24 protein-coding genes and 1 pseudogene are annotated in these 23,440 nt (G+C 53.1%); 6 read left to right on the top strand and 19 right to left on the bottom strand.

Translation table 11 applies throughout. The features are described 5' to 3' along the window. Window positions 1–507 precede the first annotated feature (507 nt). The gene (locus tag B9Z47_RS11905; protein WP_108331472.1) at window positions 508–2,916 is read right to left on the bottom strand and encodes a YgiQ family radical SAM protein; all 2,409 of its coding nucleotides are present in this window, start codon (window positions 2,914–2,916) and stop codon (window positions 508–510) included. 108 nt (window positions 2,917–3,024) lie between these two features. Between B9Z47_RS11905 and B9Z47_RS11910 the strand changes: the two genes are divergently transcribed. Continuing rightward, window positions 3,025–3,546, top strand: coding sequence for a hypothetical protein (locus B9Z47_RS11910; protein ID WP_108331473.1), 522 nt, complete (start codon window positions 3,025–3,027; stop codon window positions 3,544–3,546). A 338-nt stretch (window positions 3,547–3,884) separates the two neighbouring features. On the opposite strand, the gene B9Z47_RS11915 is transcribed toward B9Z47_RS11910, so the two are convergent. From B9Z47_RS11915 to B9Z47_RS18395, 4 genes and pseudogenes are all read right to left on the bottom strand, one after another. Beyond that, window positions 3,885–4,763 carry a delta-class carbonic anhydrase gene (locus B9Z47_RS11915; protein ID WP_108331474.1) on the bottom strand — a complete coding sequence of 293 codons (879 nt, stop codon included), beginning with the start codon at window positions 4,761–4,763 and terminating at the stop codon, window positions 3,885–3,887. A 169-nt stretch (window positions 4,764–4,932) separates the two neighbouring features. Continuing rightward, window positions 4,933–5,163 (bottom strand): annotated as a pseudogene (locus B9Z47_RS11920) (isocitrate lyase); the annotation flags it as partial. A 230-nt stretch (window positions 5,164–5,393) separates the two neighbouring features. After that, the gene (locus B9Z47_RS11925; protein ID WP_108331475.1) at window positions 5,394–6,581 is read right to left on the bottom strand and encodes a site-specific integrase; all 1,188 of its coding nucleotides are present in this window, start codon (window positions 6,579–6,581) and stop codon (window positions 5,394–5,396) included. 297 nt (window positions 6,582–6,878) lie between these two features. Beyond that, window positions 6,879–8,930, bottom strand: coding sequence for a hypothetical protein (locus tag B9Z47_RS18395; RefSeq protein WP_146185791.1), 2,052 nt, complete (start codon window positions 8,928–8,930; stop codon window positions 6,879–6,881). A gap of 585 nt (window positions 8,931–9,515) precedes the next feature. On the opposite strand from B9Z47_RS18395, the gene B9Z47_RS18975 reads away from it, so the two are divergent. Next, the gene (locus tag B9Z47_RS18975; protein WP_233253784.1) at window positions 9,516–9,659 is read left to right on the top strand and encodes a hypothetical protein; all 144 of its coding nucleotides are present in this window, start codon (window positions 9,516–9,518) and stop codon (window positions 9,657–9,659) included. On the opposite strand, the gene B9Z47_RS11940 is transcribed toward B9Z47_RS18975, so the two are convergent. Together B9Z47_RS11940 and B9Z47_RS18585 are read right to left on the bottom strand one after the other, a co-directional pair. Beyond that, window positions 9,644–10,057, bottom strand: a complete 414-nt coding sequence (locus B9Z47_RS11940) for an antirestriction protein (protein ID WP_108331478.1) — start codon at window positions 10,055–10,057, stop codon at window positions 9,644–9,646. The two genes, B9Z47_RS18975 and B9Z47_RS11940, sit on opposite strands and share 16 nt — an antisense overlap. A gap of 237 nt (window positions 10,058–10,294) precedes the next feature. Then, the gene (locus tag B9Z47_RS18585) at window positions 10,295–10,447 is read right to left on the bottom strand and encodes a hypothetical protein (RefSeq protein ID WP_158271676.1); all 153 of its coding nucleotides are present in this window, start codon (window positions 10,445–10,447) and stop codon (window positions 10,295–10,297) included. A 40-nt stretch (window positions 10,448–10,487) separates the two neighbouring features. Here B9Z47_RS18585 and B9Z47_RS18980 point away from each other — a divergent pair, with 40 nt between their 5' ends. Continuing rightward, the gene (locus B9Z47_RS18980; RefSeq protein ID WP_233253785.1) at window positions 10,488–10,661 is read left to right on the top strand and encodes a hypothetical protein; all 174 of its coding nucleotides are present in this window, start codon (window positions 10,488–10,490) and stop codon (window positions 10,659–10,661) included. Here the strand turns inward: B9Z47_RS18980 and B9Z47_RS11945 are convergent. The 5 genes from B9Z47_RS11945 to B9Z47_RS18405 form a co-directional block, all read right to left on the bottom strand. Beyond that, window positions 10,636–11,088 carry a hypothetical protein gene (locus B9Z47_RS11945; protein ID WP_146185792.1) on the bottom strand — a complete coding sequence of 151 codons (453 nt, stop codon included), beginning with the start codon at window positions 11,086–11,088 and terminating at the stop codon, window positions 10,636–10,638. The two genes, B9Z47_RS18980 and B9Z47_RS11945, sit on opposite strands and share 26 nt — an antisense overlap. Before the next feature lie 83 nt (window positions 11,089–11,171). Further along, on the bottom strand, window positions 11,172–11,360 hold the full coding sequence (locus tag B9Z47_RS11950) for a hypothetical protein (protein ID WP_108331480.1): 189 nt from the start codon (window positions 11,358–11,360) through the stop codon (window positions 11,172–11,174). Beyond that, a complete protein-coding gene (locus B9Z47_RS11955; RefSeq protein WP_108331481.1) occupies window positions 11,357–11,821 on the bottom strand; it encodes a hypothetical protein in 465 nt (154 codons plus the stop codon). Before B9Z47_RS11955 ends, B9Z47_RS11950 begins: the two co-directional genes overlap by 4 nt. A 79-nt stretch (window positions 11,822–11,900) precedes the next feature. Further along, window positions 11,901–12,224 carry a hypothetical protein gene (locus B9Z47_RS18400; protein WP_146185793.1) on the bottom strand — a complete coding sequence of 108 codons (324 nt, stop codon included), beginning with the start codon at window positions 12,222–12,224 and terminating at the stop codon, window positions 11,901–11,903. An 11-nt stretch (window positions 12,225–12,235) separates the two neighbouring features. Beyond that, window positions 12,236–12,775, bottom strand: coding sequence for a hypothetical protein (locus tag B9Z47_RS18405; RefSeq protein WP_146185794.1), 540 nt, complete (start codon window positions 12,773–12,775; stop codon window positions 12,236–12,238). A gap of 94 nt (window positions 12,776–12,869) precedes the next feature. Here B9Z47_RS18405 and B9Z47_RS11965 point away from each other — a divergent pair, with 94 nt between their 5' ends. Next, window positions 12,870–13,202: a helix-turn-helix domain-containing protein gene (locus B9Z47_RS11965; RefSeq protein ID WP_233253786.1), complete on the top strand. Its 333-nt coding sequence runs from the start codon at window positions 12,870–12,872 to the stop codon at window positions 13,200–13,202. A gap of 185 nt (window positions 13,203–13,387) precedes the next feature. On the opposite strand, the gene B9Z47_RS18410 is transcribed toward B9Z47_RS11965, so the two are convergent. The 4 genes from B9Z47_RS18410 to aceA form a co-directional block, all read right to left on the bottom strand. Beyond that, entirely contained in the window at window positions 13,388–13,963 is a 576-nt protein-coding gene (locus B9Z47_RS18410) for a hypothetical protein (RefSeq protein ID WP_146185795.1), read from the bottom strand. Between the two features lie 73 nt (window positions 13,964–14,036). After that, entirely contained in the window at window positions 14,037–14,450 is a 414-nt protein-coding gene (locus B9Z47_RS11970) for a hypothetical protein (RefSeq protein ID WP_108331483.1), read from the bottom strand. A gap of 33 nt (window positions 14,451–14,483) precedes the next feature. Beyond that, window positions 14,484–14,930 (bottom strand): hypothetical protein, encoded by a 447-nt coding sequence (locus tag B9Z47_RS18415; RefSeq protein ID WP_146185796.1) that lies wholly within the window; start codon window positions 14,928–14,930, stop codon window positions 14,484–14,486. A 332-nt stretch (window positions 14,931–15,262) separates the two neighbouring features. Then, complete coding sequence (gene aceA, locus B9Z47_RS11980; RefSeq protein WP_108331485.1) at window positions 15,263–16,594, bottom strand: isocitrate lyase; 1,332 nt, start codon at window positions 16,592–16,594, stop codon at window positions 15,263–15,265. A gap of 247 nt (window positions 16,595–16,841) precedes the next feature. On the opposite strand from aceA, the gene B9Z47_RS18420 reads away from it, so the two are divergent. After that, window positions 16,842–17,138, top strand: a complete 297-nt coding sequence (locus tag B9Z47_RS18420; protein ID WP_146185797.1) for a hypothetical protein — start codon at window positions 16,842–16,844, stop codon at window positions 17,136–17,138. A gap of 51 nt (window positions 17,139–17,189) precedes the next feature. Next, entirely contained in the window at window positions 17,190–17,591 is a 402-nt protein-coding gene (locus tag B9Z47_RS11985) for an SWIB/MDM2 domain-containing protein (protein ID WP_108331486.1), read from the top strand. A gap of 88 nt (window positions 17,592–17,679) precedes the next feature. Here the strand turns inward: B9Z47_RS11985 and B9Z47_RS11990 are convergent, their stop codons facing one another. The 3 genes from B9Z47_RS11990 to clpB form a co-directional block, all read right to left on the bottom strand. Further along, complete coding sequence (locus tag B9Z47_RS11990) at window positions 17,680–19,380, bottom strand: thiamine pyrophosphate-binding protein (protein WP_108331487.1); 1,701 nt, start codon at window positions 19,378–19,380, stop codon at window positions 17,680–17,682. Between the two features lie 51 nt (window positions 19,381–19,431). Next, complete coding sequence (locus tag B9Z47_RS11995; RefSeq protein ID WP_233253787.1) at window positions 19,432–20,652, bottom strand: MFS transporter; 1,221 nt, start codon at window positions 20,650–20,652, stop codon at window positions 19,432–19,434. 162 nt (window positions 20,653–20,814) lie between these two features. Then, window positions 20,815–23,421 carry an ATP-dependent chaperone ClpB gene (gene clpB / locus B9Z47_RS12000; protein WP_108331488.1) on the bottom strand — a complete coding sequence of 869 codons (2,607 nt, stop codon included), beginning with the start codon at window positions 23,419–23,421 and terminating at the stop codon, window positions 20,815–20,817. Window positions 23,422–23,440: the final 19 nt, after the last annotated feature.

A 23,440-nucleotide genomic window follows, 5' to 3' on the forward strand; every position in this document is an offset into this window, starting at 1 on the left:
TACAAATGTTGGTCAAACACGAATTCATAACCAGGCCAATCTGATCAGAACACGTGGCGGTCAACGGCGCTGGCCTTCGCCGAGGCCAGGCACAGGCTTGTCTGCAGTTGTTGTTCTTTCACGTTAAACCTTGACGAAGGTACACATGCAGTAGAGGTCAAGGGATTTTTTCTGGGCTTCCAGGACGGTAAAACAGCTAGTCACACCATCAACATTCATGCGGGCAGCAAAGCGTATTTGCGGTTTGCACAAAATCTTGACGGTTTCACTCTTACTGGCAAGACCGTCGTCGTCAAAGGATCAAGTAATTTGTTACAGGTCGATGCTGCAGACTGGGCCGCTAAGCGGTGACAAAAACTCCCTGCTGTGTTCTTGCGGAGGAACTGGATCAATCACATCTAATCGGATGATCAAGCAGGCTGCTGAGATAACACACCATCGGAAGCCCCGTTTAAGGTGCTGCATCGACATTGATGGCAATGAATCGAACAAACCACTGATTCAATATCATCCCTTCTTCCGCGGCGGCAGCCCCGTATGCTGCGTCAGCATTGCCCCCTTGCGCGGCGCCTGACCGGGCTTTTTGAGGCCGGTTGACGGCTTGCCTTTGCCCGCCAGCGCGATGCCCTGCCCTTTGCTGGGTGCCTGCGTGCTGTTCGCGCGGCGCGGGCTTTGGTAGCCGCCATCCGCCAGCGGCTGCCAGCTCGGAATCAAGTGGTGCTTGCCGTTGCCAATCAAATCTGCCCGGCCCATGGCCTTGAGCGCCTCGCGCAACAGTGGCCAGTTGTTCGAGTCGTGGTAGCGCAAAAACGCTTTGTGCAGGCGGCGGCGTTTGTCGCCTTTGACGATGTCCACCTTTTCGCTGTCGCGGGTGATCTTGCGCAACGGGTTGCGGGTGGAGTGGTACATGGCCGTGGCCGTGGCCATGGGGCTGGGGTAGAAGGTCTGCACCTGGTCGGCGCGGAATCCGTTCTTTTTGAGCCAGATGGCCAGGTTCATCATGTCTTCGTCGCTGGTACCCGGGTGGGCGGCGATGAAGTACGGGATGAGGAACTGTTTTTTGCCCACTTCTTCGCTGTACTTGTCAAACATCGACTTGAAGCGGTCGTAGGTGCCAATGCCCGGCTTCATCATCTTGGACAGCGGGCCGCCCTCGGTGTGCTCGGGCGCGATCTTCAGGTAGCCGCCGACATGGTGCTGCACCAGTTCTTTCACGTACTCGGGCGACTGCACGGCCAAGTCGTAACGCAGACCGGAGCCGATCAGGATCTTCTTGATGCCCTTGAGGTTGCGCGCCCGGCGGTACATGTTGATCAAGGGGCCGTGGTCAGTGGTCAGGTTCTGGCAGATGCCGGGGAACACGCAGCTGGGTTTGCGGCAGGCCGATTCAATTTCGGGGCTGCGGCAGCCCAGGCGGTACATGTTGGCAGTGGGGCCGCCCAGGTCAGAGATGACGCCGGTGAAGCCTTTGACCTTGTCACGGATGTCTTCCACCTCGCGGATGACCGATTCTTCGGATCGGCTTTGGATGATGCGGCCTTCGTGCTCGGTGATGGAGCAAAAAGTGCAGCCGCCAAAGCAGCCGCGCATGATGTTGACGCTGAAGCGGATCATTTCCCAGGCGGGGATTTTGGTCGCGTGGTCGTGGCTGCCGTTTTCGTCGGCATAGCGCGGGTGCGGGCTGCGGGCATACGGCAGGTCAAACACATGGTCCATCTCGGCCGTGGTCAGCGGGATGGGCGGTGGTGTGATCCACACGTCACGGGCGGTGTGGCCTTCGCCGTGCGCTTGCACCAAGCAGCGGGCATTGCCGGGGTTGGTCTCAAGGTGCAGCACGCGGTTGGCGTGGGCATACAGCACGGCATCTTGCTTGACCTGCTCGTAGCTGGGCAGGCGGATGACGCTCTTGTCGCGGGGCGGGACTTTGTGGGTGCCTTTGCCACGCAAAGCGGGGTTGGGCACAAAGGTGAGCGGCTGAGTGATGGGCTGAATAGCCGCTTGCACGGTGCGGGCCTGGGCCACAGCAGCCGACAAATCAGCTTCAACGTTTTTAGCGTTGTGGCCATCAGCCACTTCTTTGGCTTCTTCTTCGCGGGCGCAAGTGGCGCCCTGCTCCCGCGCTTGGTCCGAAATCATCAAATACGGGTTGATGTGCGCCTCAACGTGTCCGGGCGTGTCCACGCTGGTGGAGTCGATCTCGAACCAGCCTTCCGGCGTTTCGCGGCGCACAAAGGCGGTGCCGCGCACGTCGGTGATCTGGGCTACGGGCTCGCGGGCGGCCAGGCGGTGGGCAATCTCGACAATCGCCCGCTCGGCGTTGCCGTACAGCAGCAAATCGCACTTGCTGTCCACCACCACCGAGCGGCGAACTTTGTCAGACCAGTAGTCGTAATGCGCGATGCGGCGCAGGCTGCCTTCGATGCCGCCCAGCACGATGGGCACTTCGGGGAAGGCTTCGCGGCAGCGCTGGCTGTAGACGATGGCGGCGCGGTCCGGCCGCTTGCCGCCCTCATCACCCGCGGTGTAAGCGTCGTCGGTGCGAATTTTGCGGTCCGCCGTGTAGCGGTTGATCATGGAGTCCATGTTGCCGCTGGTCACGCCCCAAAACAGGTTAGGTTGGCCCAGTTCTTTGAAGGCCTCGGCGCTGGTCCAGTCGGGCTGGGCGATGATGCCGACCCGAAAACCCTGGTTTTCCAGCATGCGGCCAATCACGGCCATGCCAAAACTGGGGTGGTCCACATAGGCGTCGCCTGTGACCAACACGATGTCACAGCTGTCCCAGCCCAATTGGGTCATTTCGGCGCGACTCATCGGCAAAAACGGGGCCGTGCCAAAGCGCTGTGCCCAGTACTTGCGGTAACTGGTCAGCGGTTTGGCGTCGCGCGGGAAGAAAGAGACGTCGGTGAAGGCGTTCATGGGCTTGATATCGGGATAACCCGTTAGTGTAGGGGTTTGGGGGTAGGCCTGCGAGGCAGATGGCTATAGCAAAATGAGTTTACAAATACCCAAATTTGGACCCGCAACATGACATCCAACCCCAACAAACAACCGTTGTGGACGCACACGGCACAGCGCCTGGCCCTGGCCCGCCTGGAGGCGGACACTTCGGGCACATGGTTCCTGCCCTGTGCGGATCGGTGCTCCAAAGCGGCGTTTCGGGCCAGTCTGTCCGATCTTTTCACAAACACGCTGCCAGTCCCTGAGCTTTGGTTTTTGTTGCTGCCAGTTCTCCCGTTTTACACGGCCTACTGGTTCTGGCGACGCCTTCGTCCGCAACCTGGTTGGCTGATCGACATGAACCCAAAGCATCTGCAAGCGATCCGGCAAAAACAGCCAAAAACTTTGCAACTGACGCCCGAACTGGGATTGCTGGCGCACCACCGACAGATCGACATCACGCACCCCACGCGAGGGCCTGTGCTTACTCTGTTCCGGGCAGCACCTTCCAGTGATCCGCAAGACGCACTGGCTTTGGAGAATCTGACCCGCACTTTGGCTGAGCGGCTGCAATTGCGGCTGGTAGGGTGTCGGGTTTCACGAACTTGAATCACCGCATGCATCGATCCTTGGTCTTCAAACCGCCTTGAAGTTTGCAAATGCTACGGACTGCCAAGGCCTGATGTTGAAAACTTGCGCGCAGCAGGCACCATTCCCACACCCAAGAAAAAAGCCACCCAAGGCTTTGCCTCAGATGGCTTTTCAACCCACCAGGCACCCATTTAAGGGCGCTCAAGGTTAGTGGCAGAAACCGATCAGTGGAACTGCTGCGCTTCGGTAGAGCCTGTGATAGCTTTCACGCAAGAAGACCCACCCCAGGATCACAGTCGTCACATCGTCAAAGAAAGCCGTACTTGGGCCAACAGCAATTTGATAGCCCTTGGTTTTTATTTAACGCGAGAAAGCAACTTTGGATCGATCACCAGATTGCGCACACCGTGAGCGTGGTCTTCAGCAAAATCATTGGCTTTGCACCACTGCCCCACAGAAGCCACATTAACCTTCAGCACCTTGGGCCTGACGCTCCAAGAGACTTGTAAAGGCGAGCCTTTTTCGTTGTAGGCAGGCCCTGTTGTAGAACCCGCATAGCGGATGGGGATGCCAGTGTTGCTGGGCATATGCAATGGTTGGTGATAGTCATTGACCTGACCCACCTCGGTAAGACGCTGAAAATCGGCAGCTTTTTGATCGTTCACCAACACAAATACCTGCGCTTCAACACGAAGTTGTGGGTTCGCCGCCGCCTCATTCAAGCAAGCGGCTAAGGTAGCTCCGGGCTTAACCTGTGCCGTGCTGAACACATAGTGCAATTCAATCGTATCGCCGCTTTGCAAACCTCCGTGTTTGCCCACGCAGACTTCTTCGTCGAGAGGCTTGGCCTCCCGCGCGTTCAACTTTCCTGAATAACGGTATCCAGTACCGTACCCGTGGCCATCACCATGACCCGCGAACTTTGTGAACTCCCCACCCTTGTGTTCAGCATTTTCATGAAAATGGATATTGCAAAGGTTCATTTGACTGAATGCTGGTGCAGGCAAAAAGACAACCGGGTTCAACCCTTTAACCTGTGTCAAATCACGAGGTGACTGTGGGCCATACCCTTTGCCATTTGTACTGCTGGTCAAGGCAGCGTTCTGTGCATCAATCGTTGCCGCATCGGCTTTGTGAACACCTTCAATGGCTTTCCCCCCAACATCGGCAGCATTCGATATACCGGTCAAGCTCAGGGTGAGGGCAATGCCAGAAAGCAACAAGTTATTTTTCATGAATTTCCTTTTTTAAATGTTGTTTTTGATTTTATCGATAATTTTACGCCCTTCAACGATTCAAAAAATGCGAGCAACCGCGCTATAAATAAAAAAGCCACCCAAGGCTCTCACCTCAGATGGCTTTTGATCAAAGCGTCTTTTCGGACGCTTGACTTCAACTCAAAGATCAGTGGAACTGCTCTTCTTCGGTCGAACCGGTCAAGGCTTTCACAGAAGACGAACCGCCTTGGATCACGGTGGTCACGTCGTCGAAGTAACCTGCGCCGACTTCTTGCTGGTGCGACACGAAGGTGTAACCCTTGTCGCGTGCTGCGAATTCGGGCTCTTGCACCATTTCGGTGTAGTGCTTCATGCCTTCGCCGCGTGCATAGGCGTGGGCGAACTGGAAGGTGTTGAACAGGCACAAAGTTTTGCAAGTCGATGTTTTTAAAGGGTTTTTTCTCTTTTTTTCACCCAACTTTTGCCCTTCCCACCGAATGCCCACCCCGTGGAAAACTGGAACTTCGACATTGCCAATCCGAAAGTGCTTTGGCAACAACGGGATGCCCATTTTTCTGCCACCACCCACCCACACCGAAAACCGGCATCGGATGGGCGGTGTGGCTGCACTTGGTTGAAGTCAGATTTTCAATGCCCAGCACCTTGGTGGCGGTCCTGTGACTTGAAGTCCATGGCGTTGGCCGCAGAATCCACCGCACTCAACAGTGTTGCATCGGACAGATGACTGTACCTTGTGGTTGTCTTGATTTGGGAATGCCCAAGCAACTTGCTGACCACATAGATTGACTGCCCAGAATTGACCAGATTGCTTGCAAAGGTGTGCCGGAGATCGTGTACGCGAACATCGCCCAATCCTGCCCGTTTCCGAGCTTTGTCCCAGCTGTGAAACAGATTCGCAAACGGCTTCTTTGTTGAAGGATTGGGGACCACGTAGGTACATCCAGGCCAACGGGGCAACTTTTCAAGCAACTCTAACGCCTTCAACGATATCGGAATGTTTCGTGGCTTGCCGTTTTTGGACATGGGGATGTGCCAATTGCGACGAACCAAATCAAAGTCATTCCACTGTGCATCCAGCAGCTCCCTTTTGCGGCACCCAAACATGAGCATCAACGGAACAATGTATTTCAATTGCTTGTTATCACTCTGCTCCATGGCCATAAGAAGCCGCTCTGTTTCCGATTGAGTGAGATACCGCTCCTTGGCATTGTTGGTGACGAACAATTGAACACCGAGAGCTGGGTTGGAGCTGGCACCATGAACACCCTTCTTCTTGGCCAAGTTGAACATGATCTTGAACAAAACAGGCAGCTTGTTGGCCATGGCCAAGGCATACCCCTTTGCTTTCAAATTCAGATGTGCTTCCTCGATCATGTCCGACGTGATTTCGTCGAGATGCTTGGAGCCGAAACTGGGCAAGATGTGATGATTCAAAAAGCTGATGGTCGATTGGAAATTCCTTCGGGTTTGATGGATGTGTGGCAGATATGTATCGGCAATGAATTCAGCCAAGGTGGGCACTTTTTTCAAGGCCTGTTTTTCATCAACAGGACTGTCACCAAGAGACACCTTTGAGGCCAGTTGTTTTGCGGCTTGGCGAGCTTTTTCAAATGTAACGACCTTTGCATTGCCAATCTTGTGCTGGCGTTGCTTGCCATACTTGTCGCGATAGCGAAGCGAAAACACCTTGGAGCCAGAAGCAGACACGGTGAGGATGAAGCCAGAAACGGCAACATCGTAGTAATCCGTTTTTGAACGGCCTTGGATGCAAACAGCGGCTTGGCAAAACGAGCTTGTCATTTGGACGACGGGCATTTGTGATTTCCTATTACAAATTTTTTGAGTGATATGCACATCGAAATTGATGGCACAACGATTGGTGGAAAAAAAAGGCACAACTGACAGCAGCCGTGCCGGATAAAGGCTCGATGACGAGAGGCAATGACCATGGACATGGAACACGATCAAGCTTTGTGGTCAGATGGCCCGAAAACACAGTCCCAAACTGCCACTTCGACGCGAAAGTCGATGCGTGACGTGGACTTGCTGGATTTCAAAATAAGGGTCCACCTGACGGATGGGTGCCCTCATTGGGCCGCTGGCCCCAGCCCCTCAAAACGAGGAGATGGTGTTTGTGTGTATGTCGATCCTGCCGACGCTGCCGACGGTGTTGTCGCCGCCGACGGGGTCACCGCTGGCGACGGCATCGTCAGCACCGACAGGACGCTCGGCCTCGGCATTTTTTTCAACCTCCGGGGCGGGGGCCTGGACAGGATCGCCAACTTTGCGCAAAGTGATGAAACGATCTTTGCCACGAGTCCATTCAATCAAGATGCCCTGCGACAGCAACGGTGCCTGCAATCCATGAAGCCGTTTTGACATCGATGCAGCAGAGCTTGGCCACGCCGCAGAGCGGTTGTTTGTAAACTGAGCCAAAAGGCTGAGGCGGTTGTATAGGTCTGATGGGCTCAATGTCAAAGAGCTTTCCTTCATACGCTCCGCGAAGTCCAAAATTGCAGCCGCAAGTGGGTTGTCAAGCAAGGACTCCAGCTGCATGTCTTGCTGGCCGGAACGATACGCATCTTGAAGCGAGCCTTCTGGCAAGTTGATGACCTGCTCCATGGCGGCGAGCCATTTGCAAAACCCGATCATGCGTCCAGGATTTGTTGGAGTGGCATTGGGCAACACCCTAAAGATGTCTGCGATCAACTGGTAGAAGCCACCCAAAATCTCGGGGTACAAACGGTCAAAGTCAGCCTGCATTTCGGCCGGATCTTTGCGCTGGCCTGGTCTGAACTGCTGCAGCTCAAACACGCAACACCTGTCCGCGAAATCTGTTTGCCCCATGAACGGATGTATCCCATTGAGCAAGATAGCGCTGTGCAGATACAAATTTTTCTGACCATCATCAGTGTAGAGTTGGCGACCACCCACCGCACCTCCGGTGGCGGCAATGCACAAAGCATCGCTCATTTTGTTGCTCAGATCGCGCATGTTGTCAAACACCATGAGGTGGCTGTTTTGAGACAAGATGGCCAATTCACGATCAGAGCTAGGCAGCGTCTGTGCGCCTGTTGCTGATGGATCAATTAACTTCTGGATGGTCTTGGATGCTTGAGTTTTGCCACTGCCTTGAGTACCCTTCAACACGGCAAAGACATAGTTCGTTGAATCAACTTTAGGGTGAGCAATGGTGTAACTCATCAACCCACACAACAGGTGGAACTCAGTTGATGGCAAGTTGACAAATTCCGCAAGGCTTACGTAATTTCCCTTGAAATCAGGTGTCGGCAATGGACGCGAATGTGCAGTCCGCAAGAACAAGACATCCGATCTGGGCTCACAAATCGATGGTCCAGTTTCGTCAATATGAACGTACCTGCCGTATTCATCACACAAGTCAATGTTGATGCCTTTGCCCTTGGCCGGAGCCACCCGAACATACAGGTCAACTTCGCGACCTTCTTCATCGGCAATCGAATTGAGCTCCTCAACAATTTCATTAAATTCACGTTGTTTAAGGGTACGGTTCTTTTGGCGATAAAAAGCCCTGACCATTGAATTGAAATCAGGTGAACCTATCGCGGTGAGGTATGGCACACCTTTGGTTTTCCAAGCAACGAAGTTACGCCCAGATTTTTTGTTCTTCAAAAATTGTAGGGATGCATCAGTCAATGGACCCAATCTTGAGGGTTCTTCACTTGACTGAACAATCACTGACTTTGATGCACTTTGCCCATTGGCCAAGGGAACATGAACAGCACTTGCTGGCAAATTGATGGTGAGTGGTGCAACTGGCGCTGCGACTGGTGGTGTGACCGGCGAAGTGACTGTAGGTATGACAAGGACTGTGACAGGAGGTGTAGCAGGGGCTGTGGCAGGAGGTGTAACGTTTTCGGCTTCCTCCGCTGCAACAGGATCGTCAGCATCAAGAGGCTCGTTTACAACATCTGAAGCGGCAGCACCGTCAGCACCGTCGGCAGATTCGTGAAGTTGCGCTGACTCCGCCGTCGTTGCATCATCAAAATCCAGCAAAACAGAATCCACCAAATTTGACTCAGGTGGCTGGATGCTGGTCACATCAGGTTGAGCGACTTGCTCTTCTGGATTGGCTTTAGGTTGAACATCCGGCTGAGAATGCCCTGGGATAGGTATGGGTAGCATTAAAAATACCTTTGAAAAATAGATCGTCGTTGTTGATGACCATGCCTATGGCGTGACGAGAAGCGCCAACAAGCACTATCGTTTCCACTTGGAAGTAAAGAACAAACAAAAGGACGGATGACGACAACAGCTGCGGACCGATAGCCACCGCACAAAAATGCCGCCACAAATTTTCAAAAGAATCCCCACATGACCTTGGGGTAGAGGTGACAGGCTTAGAGCTTGTCTATAAAAAAAGCAATAACTAAAAAAACTTATCTGAGTGCCCTTTAATCGGCACAATTTAAATCGTACAGCAATTTGCAACTTGATGCATCCGGCAAGATTGGTGGCGGCTCTTGGGTCATTGCAATCGCGCACATCTGAAGGACAGCAGAAATAGCTTTCGGCCATTTCTCTGGCAGAGAGAATGCCCCCAAGGATGAACCTCATCGACGAATTTCAAGACGTTCATCATGGGGGCACATCGAGCTGCAGCCTCGCCCAATGAAACCGTAAACGCCGATCCAGCCCGAGCGCAGAAAAATTTGGCGGACTCAAAACTGGCGACGCTGCTGTCGCTGCCGACGACCCGAGCTACCGCCCATGACCGCCGCCAACTTTTGCGTCACCACCGACGGCACCGTCAGCAGATTTGGAGCATCAGATTTTCGGCATCGACAATCCAAAAGAGAGGTGAACGACTGGGCCGCATCGCATGCCCAAGAGAAATATCAGTCGATGGCTTGATAGATCAGCTTGGCCTCGGGATGTTGGGATGCATATTCGCGCAGCAGGTGGTAGTGCTCTGCACAGACCTGCGCCAATCGATCTTCGCCAAAGGACAACTCGCTGTAGGCGTAAAGACAAACAGTGATCCCGAAAGCATCTGGGGATACTTTGCCTTGAAAGCCGTTCTCGCAGCTTAGGGTGAACTCTGTGTCAAAGCGCGGCGCCACGTAAAAGCCACCGTTTGTGAGTTCATGGAACTCCCAGAAGCCTCCTGTGTATTCTTCCGACAAAGCCTCAGCAATGCTGAATACTGCAGGTTCCAGCTTGAGCACGTAGGCAAGGCCAAAGAGACGGTCAACAATGGCCATACGATCAGACTCAGGGACTATGGTGTTTGTGATGATGTTTGTTGTCATGATTCAATCCAAAAAAATAGGGTGATAAAGAACCCCTCCCCCAATCAACGCCAGGCGCACCAAGACCTCTGCTGTTGCAGATACTGTTGTGTGCTTTTGGGGTCAGACCGAAGGAGGGGATTCAAGCCGGGGCCGGGTGGTGCCGGTGGCGTTGGCCGCTGGGGGCCGGGGGTTGCCCGAGGGGTGGGCAGGTTGGCCGCATGCGGGCCGGTTCGGGGCTGGGTCTGGCTCCCCTGCTCAGTGCCAGGTCGCGCCGCCCATGGTGTCCGAGTCGTTGGCGCTCAGGTGGGCCACTTCCGAGACGATCACAAGTGGAAACAGATCATCGGGGATGTCATCCCAATCGAGGGCACGTTGCATGGCGGTGGAAATAATTTCGTGGTAATTCATGGTTTAGTTCCTGTGGTTACGGACTTTGAAATAAAAAGAGATGGCCACGACAAAAATGACAATGACCACCAGCGATGGATACAAAAAACAGAGGGCGGAAAATGCGCCAATGGACATCAATCTGGTCGATGGAAACCACAAACCCAGCAGTCCGGCGGCTATCAAAGCAGCATTAATAGATTCAGTTTTCAAATATTGGCTTTCTTTGATTTGATGGTCTTTCGTTTATCGGCTTGATCCATGGCATCCATTGCCACCCGCTCAAAGGTGGTGTCGGGGACCATTTCGTGATGACGACTGTTTTCTGCATTCACGCGGACCAAGCCCAAATGCTTGAGAATGGCCAAAACAAAACCACCTGTATTGATGCTTCGCCCGGCATGCAGTTCGCACATCGAGCGTGAGATCAAAACAAGGTGGGATTGCACCAAGTCGTCAATATCCACACCGCTGGCCCATTCATCGCAGAACATCCCGCCGCCTGAATTGGCAACTATGCGCAAATGCAATGACTGGTCTTCGGGATTTCTGCCAATGGCATAGGTCAAACTGGATTGACCTGACAAGGACTGACATTCACCCGTGTGAATGGTTTCGATGGGAGACAGTTCAGCCTCGGTGACTTCATTTTCAATTTCCATGGTTTTTTTTCCTTTCAAAGGGTTGTGCGCACATGGCGCGGGGGTTGCTTTCAAATAAGATGCTTCGTTTCCCGCAGTGCCTTTCATTGCCAGCAATTGCAGGTCTGCTTGCGGTTCAGGTGAATCACATCCAAAACGGCCATGGCTTCGGCCAATTCACGACTCTGGCCACCGTCGTAATGGCGAATGGCTGCACGCTCCTGAAACAGTTCATACAGGTCATACGTCAGGCATGCCACCATGGCGGCCACAAGCTCATAGACTGGTTTCATTGGTTACCTTTCTGAACAGGCAATAAAAAACCGCCTCGGTGGGCGGTGTCGTTGTCGACAGATGCGTCGATTGCGCCGGGTGGTACGTCCGGGGGACTTCGGTAGGCATGCTCCTGGCATAAAGCCAAGATGTCCGGGGCAGCTTCTGCCTTAGACGCAAAGACCAAGGTTCCGTAGCCCGATGAGGACAGCACGAACACCAGCTCGTAACAGGTGCTGTGTTCCTCAATCACTTCCCACAAAGGACTTCCCAGATCGGTTATCACGCGCATGTTCAGTTGGTCCTGCAGTTGCTCGATGCCGTCACCGGATTCGAGGATCACTAATACCACCAAGTCCTCCATGCTGAAGTCTTCGTCGGTCAGTTCTTCCATGCGCTCTACAACCAATCTGCCAACTTCAGCATCAATCTTGTTCTCGAAATAATGCTGTACGGCCTCTGCCGTTCTCAATATCTGCATATTTTTTTTCTTTCATTTAAAAAATGAAAAAGCCCACCCTGAATCGCTTCAGTACGGGCCACCCAAAGTTACCAAATTTTTATTTAAAGTCCCTTAACCAGATAATCAAAAATCCCAACACCAAAACCCAACCAACCAAAACAGCAAGACCGAACAGCACCTTTCTGAACATCAGCAGTAGTTCAAAACCAAGGTACTCCATCAATTCAACCAACTTCAATCGAACCCATGCCCAGCCTGATGGGTTTTCATCCCAGGATACGCCACGCTCCAAAGCTTTGTATTTTCTAAGCAGCCTGTTCGCCTCCCTGATAGATGAATAAACATCTCTGGTTAATTCAATAGATCTATACTGCTGTCGCGTTTCTTGAAAATGTTTTTTGGCGTTTCCATTTTTTCGCACATCACCTCCTTCTATTTTATTTGCCCTTGATTTTTCAATTGGACCAATCCACCTTGAATACAGCTTGTAGAAAATGATTTTTTATCCACCCCCTGTGGAGCTGACTTGGCCACCTCGTTGCATCTATCGATCAACTCTTTTTTCAGTTCATCTTCAGTTTTCTGTGTCCCGCCAGAAAACATTCCAATGAATACCAGAGCGATTACCCCGAGAATAATCAGGGAAACAATACCTCCAAACAACTCTGCAAAAAATTTCTTACCTTGTCCTCGTTTTGCACCACAGGAAGGACAAACTTCGGCCTTCTTACTAACCATACCTCCACAATCTTTACAAATGGTTATGGCAGGATTTTTTTCTTGATGCTGATCTGACAGCTCATTTTTAATATCTTTAGGGATCGACTTTGATTTTAGGTTGCCACTCTTCTGTCCCAATGTACTTTTTTGTTTTTTACCGTTAAAGCCAAGACCGCTTTTTTCTTTTCCACAGCTCCAACATGCATCAAATTGATCTTCAATTTTTTCAGTACATTTCATACAAATCCACATTTCATGCTCCTTTCGTTACCCGCTCCATGAGCACAACACCCAGTGTCACGACTTTCGTGACGACAATTATGACTACTGTCACGAAACTCGTGACGTGCAAGAAGACAAAAAACATCAAATCTCCATCGTCGGTCGCCGCATGCGCGAACGTCGTGAAGCTTTGGGATTTGCTCAGGAAAAGGTAGGGGTGGCTATCGGCCTTGACGAGTCCAGTGCCAGGGCACGGATCAGTCGATATGAACTTGGCGTGCACGAACCGCCATTTGCCACTGTCAAGCTGCTGGCTACTGTTCTGGATGTTCCTCCGCCCTACATGTACTGCGAAGAACAGGACATTGCCGACCTATTGCTGGCCTTGCACAAGATCCCAAGCCAGACACGAAGACAAAAAGTGGACGTGCTGATGGCCCACATTGCAGACGTCTGAGTCTGGTCAACGAACCAACTCTGCTGCAAGGCAGTCCGAACTATCCACTCGAGCACGAATCTCGACCTCACTGCCGATCTGTAGTCTCAGCAGAGCCATGTCATTAAGTTGACCCATGCATTTAGACCATATGGTTTTACACCGTACACCAGGTCCCCACAGAGGGGCGCTTGATGCTGGCAACTTCAAAGCTCAGAACCCATTTCATTTCTCTTGACTATTCGAATCATTCTCGATTCATTATCGAAAATAATTGTTACCCCATTTGTATGGGTAGCATCCAAACTAGCTTTGGGTCTAGACCATACCACCGCAATGTGGCCATCCGAAGTGCCTGTAGTAGTTTCTGGTTTACCCAGCCTCTCTATCAGCTGATCCAATGTCGTAACTCCTGGCTCAAATCGCCCACCAGACGTAACCTCAGGGAGGAAATTTGCAGTGACCGTGCTATGGGTGGCAATCACCCATTCATGAGCTCGGCCCCACGCCGAAGCTTTTTTTAGATGATCGTGATGATCGAATGGGAATTCTTGCTGTAATGATGTTCCATCAGGGCACTTATAAGCAGCTCTTACAAAGTGACTGTAATAGGTTACAACACCTTTTCTCGAGCGACCAGATAATTTTTTTTCAAATGATATAAAAGCTCCTTCAGGGAGTTTTTGAGTTTCACTTTTGATCGCTGCAGACTCTTCACTATTTTGATTGATAGCGATAAGAACAATACAAATTACGAAAAATATCGCCAAAGCCATTCCCATACGATCCTTTTTTCACTGATAAGACCCATTACAGTTTAACTTAGCTTAGCAATCTGTTAAATAAGGTTGAATATTACCCAATTGAAATCCACTCTTCTCTGGTCATATTTTTCCATCTGTTTTCGTCAAAATTCCAATAACAATACTCAACTAAAGAGTCTTTATGAAACTTTTTAATTGCAATAATAGTTCTTATTTCATCGTTACTTATAACTTGCAGAACTTGCTTAGTGACTTCTGCAAATGCAGCTTCGGGCGAGTCAAAATGATATTGCTCATTCAACAAAACCCAATCACCAGCACGCTTCGCATAAGATTTAAATGAATAATTACTGTTCTGTGCTCCGGCATCCTCAATTTTTATTTCAAGATGCTCAAAATTCCAAAGATTAACTTTGTTTTTCTGAATTTCAGATATATAGATTTTAAGTGTGGAGCCATTACTACCAACTTTACTTAAAATATTTTTCAATTGATTAAAATTCATTGTGCAGCTTTGAAATTAAAGATAAATTTAATACTACCTTCTATAGTTAGGACAATAAATTCCACCACCATCTTGAATACAAGCATTTGGATTATTCATTGGTTGCTGTTGAATAATTATTTGTTGAGGTTGAGGTTGTGGTTGTCGCTGTACAGGCACTGTTATGTACCTTGTTGTAGGCTCAGGCGGTTTTTCACCAAGTTCAATCAATGCTTTAACTGACAGATTACTATATTCAGAATTCGCTCTCGCTCCTGCCTTAAAATACTCAATAGCTTTGCTTCTATTTTTTCTACAATGCTGCTGAATAGTTCCATACCACCAGTACAAATATTCACCTGTATAATTTTGCATGGCGTAGCTTTCCGCACTAGTGCAATTCCCATCAAGAATATGTTTCCAAACAACTTGTCTTTGCTCACTTGCTGTTTCACAACCCATGAGTGCAAAAACAGAAATAAATATCAATAGTCTTTTCATACAAAATTCGCCTTTATAATTTTTTTGCTGCCAATTATTTCAAATAACAAATCTTATTAAAGCATATTCATAAATTGGATATGCATTCTTATGTGAAAACTTGGGTGTGCATTTTCAATCATCTTCACTATTGTCTTCATAACCTTTATCTAAGTGTAGATGCTCATTCGCTCATAGGTCAATGCTACATCGATTAAAAATTACCCACCGACCACCAACTCACTGACGGCATTCCACCAAATCACCAACAAAAAAGCCACCCAAGGCTCTCACCTCAGATGGCTTTACAACCCCACCAGGCACCCATCAAGGGCGCCCAAGTGGTTAGTTGATCAGTGGAACTGCTCTTCTTCAGTCGAACCAGTCAAGGCTTTCACAGAAGACGAACCGCCCTGAATCACAGTGGTCACGTCGTCAAAGTAGCCTGCGCCGACTTCTTGCTGGTGCGACACGAAGGTGTAACCCTTGTCGCGTGCTGCGAACTCAGGCTCTTGCACCATTTCGGTGTAGTGCTTCATGCCTTCGCCGCGTGCATAGGCGTGGGCGAACTGGAAGGTGTTGAACCAGTTGATGTGGATACCGGCCAGCGTGATGAACTGGTACTTGTAGCCCAGCGCAGACAGGTCGTCCTGGAAGGATGCGATCTGGCTGTCGTTGAGGTTTTTCTTCCAGTTGAACGAAGGCGAGCAGTTGTACGACAGCAGCTTGCCGGGGCAAGCAGCGTGCACAGCTTGCGCGAATTCGCGGGCAAAGCCAATGTCTGGCACGCCAGTTTCGCACCACACCAAGTCGGCGTAGGGGGCGTAAGCCACGCCACGGCTGATGGCTTGCTCCAGACCGTTCTTGACGCGGTAGAAGCCTTCTTGTGTGCGCTCGCCAGTCAGGAAAGGCTTGTCGTTGGCGTCGTGGTCAGAGGTGATCAGGTTGGCGGCTTCGGCATCGGTGCGGGCCAACACGATGGTGGACACGCCCATCACGTCGGCTGCGAAACGTGCAGAGATCAATTTCTCGCAAGCTTCTTGTGTCGGCACCAGGACTTTGCCGCCCATGTGGCCGCACTTTTTAACAGCAGCCAGTTGGTCTTCGAAGTGCACGCCAGCTGCGCCGGAGGCAATCATGTTCTTCATCAGCTCGAAAGCGTTGAGCACGCCACCGAAACCGGCTTCTGCATCGGCCACGATGGGCAAGAAGTAGTCGATGAAGTCCTTGGAACCTGGCTCGATGCCACGGCCCCACTGGATTTCGTCCGCGCGTTTGAAGGTGTTGTTGATGCGGCGCACCATGGTGGGCACCGAGTCGTACGCGTACAGCGACTGGTCGGGGTACATGGTCTCGGATGTGTTGCCGTCGGCGGCAACTTGCCAGCCCGACAGGTACACGGCTTCCAGGCCGGCTTTGGCTTGCTGCATGGCTTGACCGGCGCTGATGGCACCGAAAGCATTGACGTAGCCTTTTTTGGCGCCACCGTTAATTTTGTCCCACAGCTTTTCTGCGCCGCGCTTGGCCAAGGTGTGCTCGATGGGCATGCTGCCGCGCAGACGCACGACGTCGGCTGCGGAATAGCCGCGCTTGACGCCTTTCCAGCGTGGGTTGGTCGCCCAGTCTTTTTCGAGTGCGGCGATTTGCTGTTCACGGCTCAGTTGTTGGTTGAGGTTGGCTGGCATGTCAATGCTCCTTGGGTCAAGTTGAAAATCTGGCGATCAAGGCAGCGATTTCTGCCATGTCGTTGCATCTATTCTAACTCTTGTACAAGACTTATCTTCTATCTTATGTCTTATACAAGACATATTTTTAACTGTTTAAAATCAATAACTTACGAACATCATTTCTCAATGCAAAAAACAAAGTCATGATTTGACACGATCGAACTGAACAAAATCCTTTTCTATTTCACAATACAAAACAAGACGCATGCAGTGTGAAAAAAAGAAAATATTTGTCAATGGCTCAACACCGCAACCCGGCGTCAAAGACCCCAAGAATGCCCGCATGACATGCAAAGCCAGACCTGTCACGGGGTCACAAAAAGCCGGCAACACATTCGATCTGAACACCAGCTCTGCGAGCAGAACCCACACCGCCCAACGCCAAGATGTCAGGACTGCAAAAAGCCCAATATCAGAGCCAAATCAGCAACAACACCTAGAGAAAAATGATTTTTATGCTTGGAAAGTGACACTTTCTCCAGTAGCATCAAGACAGCTGTAAACAAACTGTTTCTCAGCGGCGAATCAACTTCCGACCAAAGGAATTTTCATCATGGCAACTGCGAAAAAAACCCCGGCCACCAAAGCTGCTCCAGCTAAAAAAGCAGCACCGGCCAAAAAAGCTGCTCCAGCTCCAAAAGCTGCTGCACCTGCTAAGAAAGTAGCGGCCAAAGCACCGGCCAAGAAAGCTGCCCCTGCAGCCAAGCGTACACCCAATGCCGCATTCATGAAGGCCCTGACACCCAGCCCGGCTTTGGCCGCTGTGGTGGGTGCCGCCCCTCTGCCTCGCACCGAGGTTGTGAGCAAAATGTGGGTCTACATCAAGAAGCACAACTTGCAAGACAGCGTCAACCGCCGCGCCATCAATGCCGACGACAAGCTCAAAGCTGTGTTTGGCAAAGCGCAAGTGACCATGTTCGAAATGGCTGGCCTGATTGGCAAGCACCTGAAGTAATTCAAAGCCGCACATGAAAAAACCCGCCTTGGCGGGTTTTTTCATGTCTGCGTCTCAGCAAGGGTGCCCATCAGGCACCCGTCCAACATCAACTTTGGGCTTGTTTGTCCAATGCCGCCTGGGTGATGGTGCTCAGGGTTGCACGGGTTGTGATCAGTTCGGGGTCGAGCATCACTTCGATCAGCGTACCTTGCTCACGCTGGAGTGCGGCGATCAAGACGGGCTCAAACTCTTGAGTGCGGTGGATGCGCACGCCCGCATAGCCATAAGCCTGAGCGAGCGCCGCAAAATCAGGGTTTTGCAGTTGTGAGCCGGTCACATGTTGCGGGTATTCTCGTTCCTGATGCATGCGGATGGTGCCGTACATGCCATTGTTCAAAAGCACGATGATGCTTTTACCGCCGTGCTGTACGGCCGTGGCCAGTTCCTGCCCATTCATGAGGAAGTCACCATCGCCAGCAATGGTGAACGCCAAACGCCCTGTCAGCAAATTGGCCGCAATGCCCGCAGGAACACCGTAACCCATGGCGCCCACGGTCGGGGCCAATTGGGTTTTGTGGCCTTTCACCAAGCCGTGATGTCTGTAAAAGCGGTGCATCCAGCTCGCAAAGTTGCCCGCACCATTGGTCAGCACCGCATCTGCGGGCAAATGCTTTTGAACGGTGGCCACGATGGCCGGCATGTCTATGTCGCCGGGCAAGCTTTGCGGCTTCAGGTTGTCCAGATACGCTGAATGTGCCGATCGGGTCCACTCAGACCATGGCACCGCATCCGGTGCAGTCAAGCCCTCCAGTGCATGGGCAGCCGCATTCATGGTCGCCTGAATCGCCAAATCAGCCTGGTATACGCGGTTCAACTCTTCCGCACTGGCATGAACATGGACCAATGTCTGGCGTGTTTTGGGTGCCTGCAGCAACGTGTAGCCGCCGGTGGTCATTTCGCCCAAACGTGGGCCTATGGCCAAGATCAGGTCGGCATCCCTGACGCGTGCGGCCAATGCCGGAGCAATCCCGATGCCCACATCACCGGCATATTGCGGATGATGATTGTCAAAAGTGTCCTGAAAGCGGAAAGCGTTGGTGACCGGTAATTGCCAGTTTTCGGCAAAGCGCTGCAAGGCCTGCGCTGCTGGTGGCGTCCAGCCCCCTCCTCCTGCAATGACCAAGGGCCTGGAAGCCGCCAGCAGCATGGTTCGCAGTGTGCTCAATGACCCGGGGTCACCCCAAGTCTGAACAGGCTCCACTCGACTCAGGGCCTGCGCCTTGACCGGCCGGGTCAGCATGTCCTCAGGCAACACCAAAACCACAGGGCCTGGCCGGCCATTCATGGCCGTGGCAAAAGCACGGGCCACATATTCGGGCAAGCGCTCAGGGTCATCCACTCGCTCCACACGCTTGGCCATGCCCTTGGTTGAAGGGCCAAAAAAATGGGTGTAGTCCATTTCCTGAAAGGCCTCCCGGTCGCGCGTATCGCTGGCCACATCCCCCACAAACAGCACCATCGGGGTGGAGTCCTGAAAAGCCGTGTGCACGCCAATGGACGCGTTGGTGGCACCGGGGCCGCGTGTCACAAAGCAAATGCCAGGGCGGCCTGTCAGTTTGCCCTGCGCTTCCGCCATGAAAGCCGCACCGCCTTCCTGTCGGCAAATCACAAAATGGATGTGTTCACGGTGCAGGTGAAATCCGTCCAGCACGGCCAGATAACTTTCACCTGGCACTCCGAACGCATGGGTAACGCCTTGGGCCAAGAGGCATTCAACTAGCAAGTGGCCCGCTATTTTGGTAGTCATTGGCCCATTTTGCACAAGGCAGGTCAAAGCCGATGTCGCCACGGTGAAAAATCAGACCGGCGCACTGCGCGCGCCAACACCGCGTGCCACGACAGCGCTGAGCAGCAACACGAGTGCAGCCCCCAACAGGGTCGTGGCATACCAACCTTGGTCCATGAAATAACCAAACACCAAGGGGGACAAGGCAAAGCCGACATCGAGGCCCGAATAAACCAAGCCATAAACCCGGCCCGTCGCCCCTTTGGGGGTGGCTTTTTTGATCATCAAGTCTCGGCTGGGGCCGCCCACGCCGACAGCAAAACCTGTTGCAGCCAGCACCCACAGCGTGAACTGGTCACCCAACACGCCACTTGCACACAAGGCCATCAGCAATGCCGCCGTGCTCATGCATGCGGCGACCAGGCGATCACTGGCATGCGCAAAACGTGCGGCCAGAAAACCGCCCACCAACATACCCAGTGCGCCGAACAACATATAGGCCGTGAGTGTGATGGAGGCCACCTCCAGACTCACGCCATGCAGGGCTTTGAGGATGGGCACTGCAAAATTTTGCACCACAGCCAACGTGACCGTCGACAACAGAAAAAACATGAAACACCACCAGACCACGGGCATCCGCACCAGGGCCAGGCCGTTGCTTTGGCCTGGACGGCTTTTGTCCACCGCCGCTGGCGTGGTCTTCACGCTGTCCCGGTTCAGCACCAAAACCACCAGGATCAGTGCGTACAAAGCCGCCGCCGCCAAAAATGCGTGACGCCAGCCCCACCAAGCCGAACAAAGGATGAAAAATGCGGGTGCCATGGCCCACCCCAAGTTGCCCGACAAACCGTGAGCGCTGAAGGCATAGCCCAGCCTGGGGGACGACACGCGCTGATTCAAAATCGTGAAATTGACCGGATGAAAAGGCGCATTGCCAAGCCCCGCCAGCAAGGCCACCGCCATGAGTTCACCGTAACTCTGGGCACGGTAAGCGCACAGGCAAGCCAGGATGAAGAGCACCATCGATGTGAACAAGACCGGTCTGGCCCCCCATCGGTCGACCAGGAAGCCCGCAACGGCTTGCCCAGTGCCCGAAACCACAAAGAACAAGGTGCTCAGCATGCCCAACTCGGCATAACGCCAGCCAAACTCCTGGATGAACACCGGGAACATCAAGGGCAAAAGCAAATGCGAAAAATGCGAGCCGGCATGGCCCAAGCCGACCAATGCCATCACACGGGCATCGTCCCGCCAAGGCACCAGAAGGGCAGCGCCAGAATTCACCGATTGCATAAACACCTGCCAGGCTGCAACGGGCTGACTTTTCAGGAAATGAAAGGCTTGGCGACGCTGCAAAAACCGCAGTGTAGCCTTGATACAGCCGTCGCAAACCAGGTCATCACAGCGAGGGCGCGCAAGGAAGCGCCCAAGCCCTCGCTGTGTCCGCGCGGTGCATCAAGCCGCGTGTTCAACCACTTTGAACTCGAATTGGCCCGGGTGGCGCACAGGGTCCACCGCCACTTCGATGGTGCACTTGGGCGGAAAGCGGCCTTCCAGCAACAGTTTGGACAAGGGGTTCTCCAAGCGCTGCTGGATCGCCCGCTTGAGCGGCCGAGCACCAAACACCGGGTCAAAGCCGACCTTGGCCAATTCGGACAAAGCGGCCGGGCTGACCTTCAAGCTCAGGTCCATGCGGGCCAAGCGCGTCTGCAACACCTGCAGCTGGATCTCGGCAATCGCAGCAATGTGCGCGGCGTCCAGTCCGTGGAACACCACGGTCTCGTCGATCCGGTTCAAGAACTCAGGACGGAAATGGGTCTTGAGTTCGTCCCACACCGCGTCCTTGATGTCTTCGGCAGGTTGGCCCACCATCGACTGGATCAGGTGCGAGCCCAGATTGGAGGTCATCACGATGACCGTGTTCTTGAAGTCGACGGTGCGCCCCTGACCATCGGTCAGCCGGCCATCGTCAAGCACCTGCAGCAAGATGTTGAAAACATCCGGGTGAGCCTTTTCAACTTCGTCCAGCAAGAGCACGCTGTAAGGCTTGCGGCGCACGGCTTCGGTCAGGTAACCACCCTCCTCGTAGCCCACATAACCCGGAGGCGCACCGATCAGGCGGGCCACGGAGTGTTTCTCCATGAACTCGCTCATGTCCATGCGAATCAGGTGTTCCTCGCTGTCAAACAAGAACCCGGCCAGTGCTTTGCACAGCTCGGTCTTGCCCACGCCGGTCGGCCCCAGAAACAAAAAGGAACCGGTCGGGCGATTCGGGTCCGACAGGCCCGAGCGCGAACGGCGAATGGCGTTGGCCACAGCCGCAATGGCCTCGTCCTGACCCACCACACGCTGGTGCAGCTTGTCTTCCATCTGCAGCAGTTTTTCACGCTCACCCTGCATCATTTTCGAGACCGGAATGCCGGTGGCGCGAGACACCACCTCGGCAATTTCTTCAGCCCCCACCTGGGTGCGCAAGAGCCGATGAACCGGCTTCTCGCCGGGCGCAGCTTCCTTGGCCTGAACTTCTTTGAGCGTTTTTTCCAGCGCAGGCAGCTTGCCGTATTGCAGCTCGGCCACTTTGTTGAAATCGCCCTTGCGGGTCAACTCTTCAATTTGCTGCTTGAGCTGGTCAATCTGTTCACGGACCTGCTGGCCGCCTTGGGCCTGCGATTTTTCAGCACGCCAGATTTCTTCGAGGTCGGCCGCTTCTTTTTTGAGTTTGACAATCTCTTCCTCGATCAAGGCAAAGCGTTTTTGAGATGCTTCATCGTGCTCCTTGCGCACAGCCTCCCGCTCAATTTGCAACTGGATCAAACGGCGGTCCAGCTTGTCCATGACCTCGGGCTTGGAATCGATTTCGATCTTGATCTTGGCTGCGGCCTCATCGATCAGGTCAATCGCTTTGTCGGGCAAGAAGCGGTCGGTGATGTAGCGGTGGCTCAATTCGGCAGCGGCCACGATGGCCGGGTCGGTGATGTCCACGCCGTGGTGAATTTCGTACTTTTCCTGCAGACCCCGCAAGATGGCAATGGTCGCCTCCACAGTCGGTTCATTGACCATGATCTTCTGGAAACGGCGCTCCAAAGCGGCGTCTTTCTCGATGTATTTTCGGTACTCGTCCAAGGTGGTCGCGCCCACGCAATGGAGCTCACCCCGGGCCAGTGCAGGCTTGAGCATGTTGCCCGCATCCATGGCACCCTCGGCCTTGCCGGCCCCCACCATGGTGTGCAATTCGTCGATGAACACAATGGTCTGGCCTTCGTCTTTGGCCAACTCATTGAGCACGGTTTTCAGCCGTTCTTCAAACTCGCCGCGGAACTTGGCACCTGCCAGCAAAGCCGCCATGTCGAGCGACAAGACGCGCTTGCCCTTGAGTGAATCAGGCACCTCGCCGGCCACAATGCGCTGGGCCAAGCCCTCAACGATCGCGGTTTTGCCGACACCGGGCTCACCGATCAGCACCGGGTTGTTTTTGGTTCTGCGCTGCAGGACCTGGATGGCGCGGCGTATCTCGTCATCGCGGCCAATGACCGGGTCAAGCTTGCCGATACGGGCTCGCTCCGTCAGGTCAATGCAGTATTTCTTGAGCGCTTCGCGTTGCCCTTCTGCATCGGCGCTGCCCACGGACTGTCCGCCGCGCACGGCCTCAATGGCGCTTTCAAGATTTTTCCGGTTCAAACCATGCTCTTTGGCCATGCGCCCTGCTTCTGTTTTGCTCTCGGTCAGTGCGAGCAAAAACAACTCCCCTGCGATGAAGGCGTCGCCACGCTTGATGGCTTCTTTTTCGGCCGCTTGCAAGAGCTTGACCAGATCAGGGCCCACCTGCACCTGGTCTTGTCCCGTCACCTGGGGCAAGCGGGACACGGCCGCTTCGGCGGCCGAAAGCAAAGCCGGCACCTGAACGCCCGCACGCAGCAAAATGGCTTTGGGCCCATCGTCCTGCTTGAGCATGGTCGCCAACACGTGCACCGGTTCGATGTAGGCATGGTCTTTCCCAAGAGCCAGAGACTGGGCGTCGGACAGGGCTTCCTGGAATTTGGTGGTGAGTTTGTCAATTCGCATGTGTAGATCTCCAATGCCA

Origin of the sequence: Limnohabitans sp. 2KL-1 (genome assembly GCF_003063435.1) — a bacterium.
Classification (GTDB): Bacteria; Pseudomonadota; Gammaproteobacteria; order Burkholderiales; family Burkholderiaceae_C; genus Limnohabitans_A.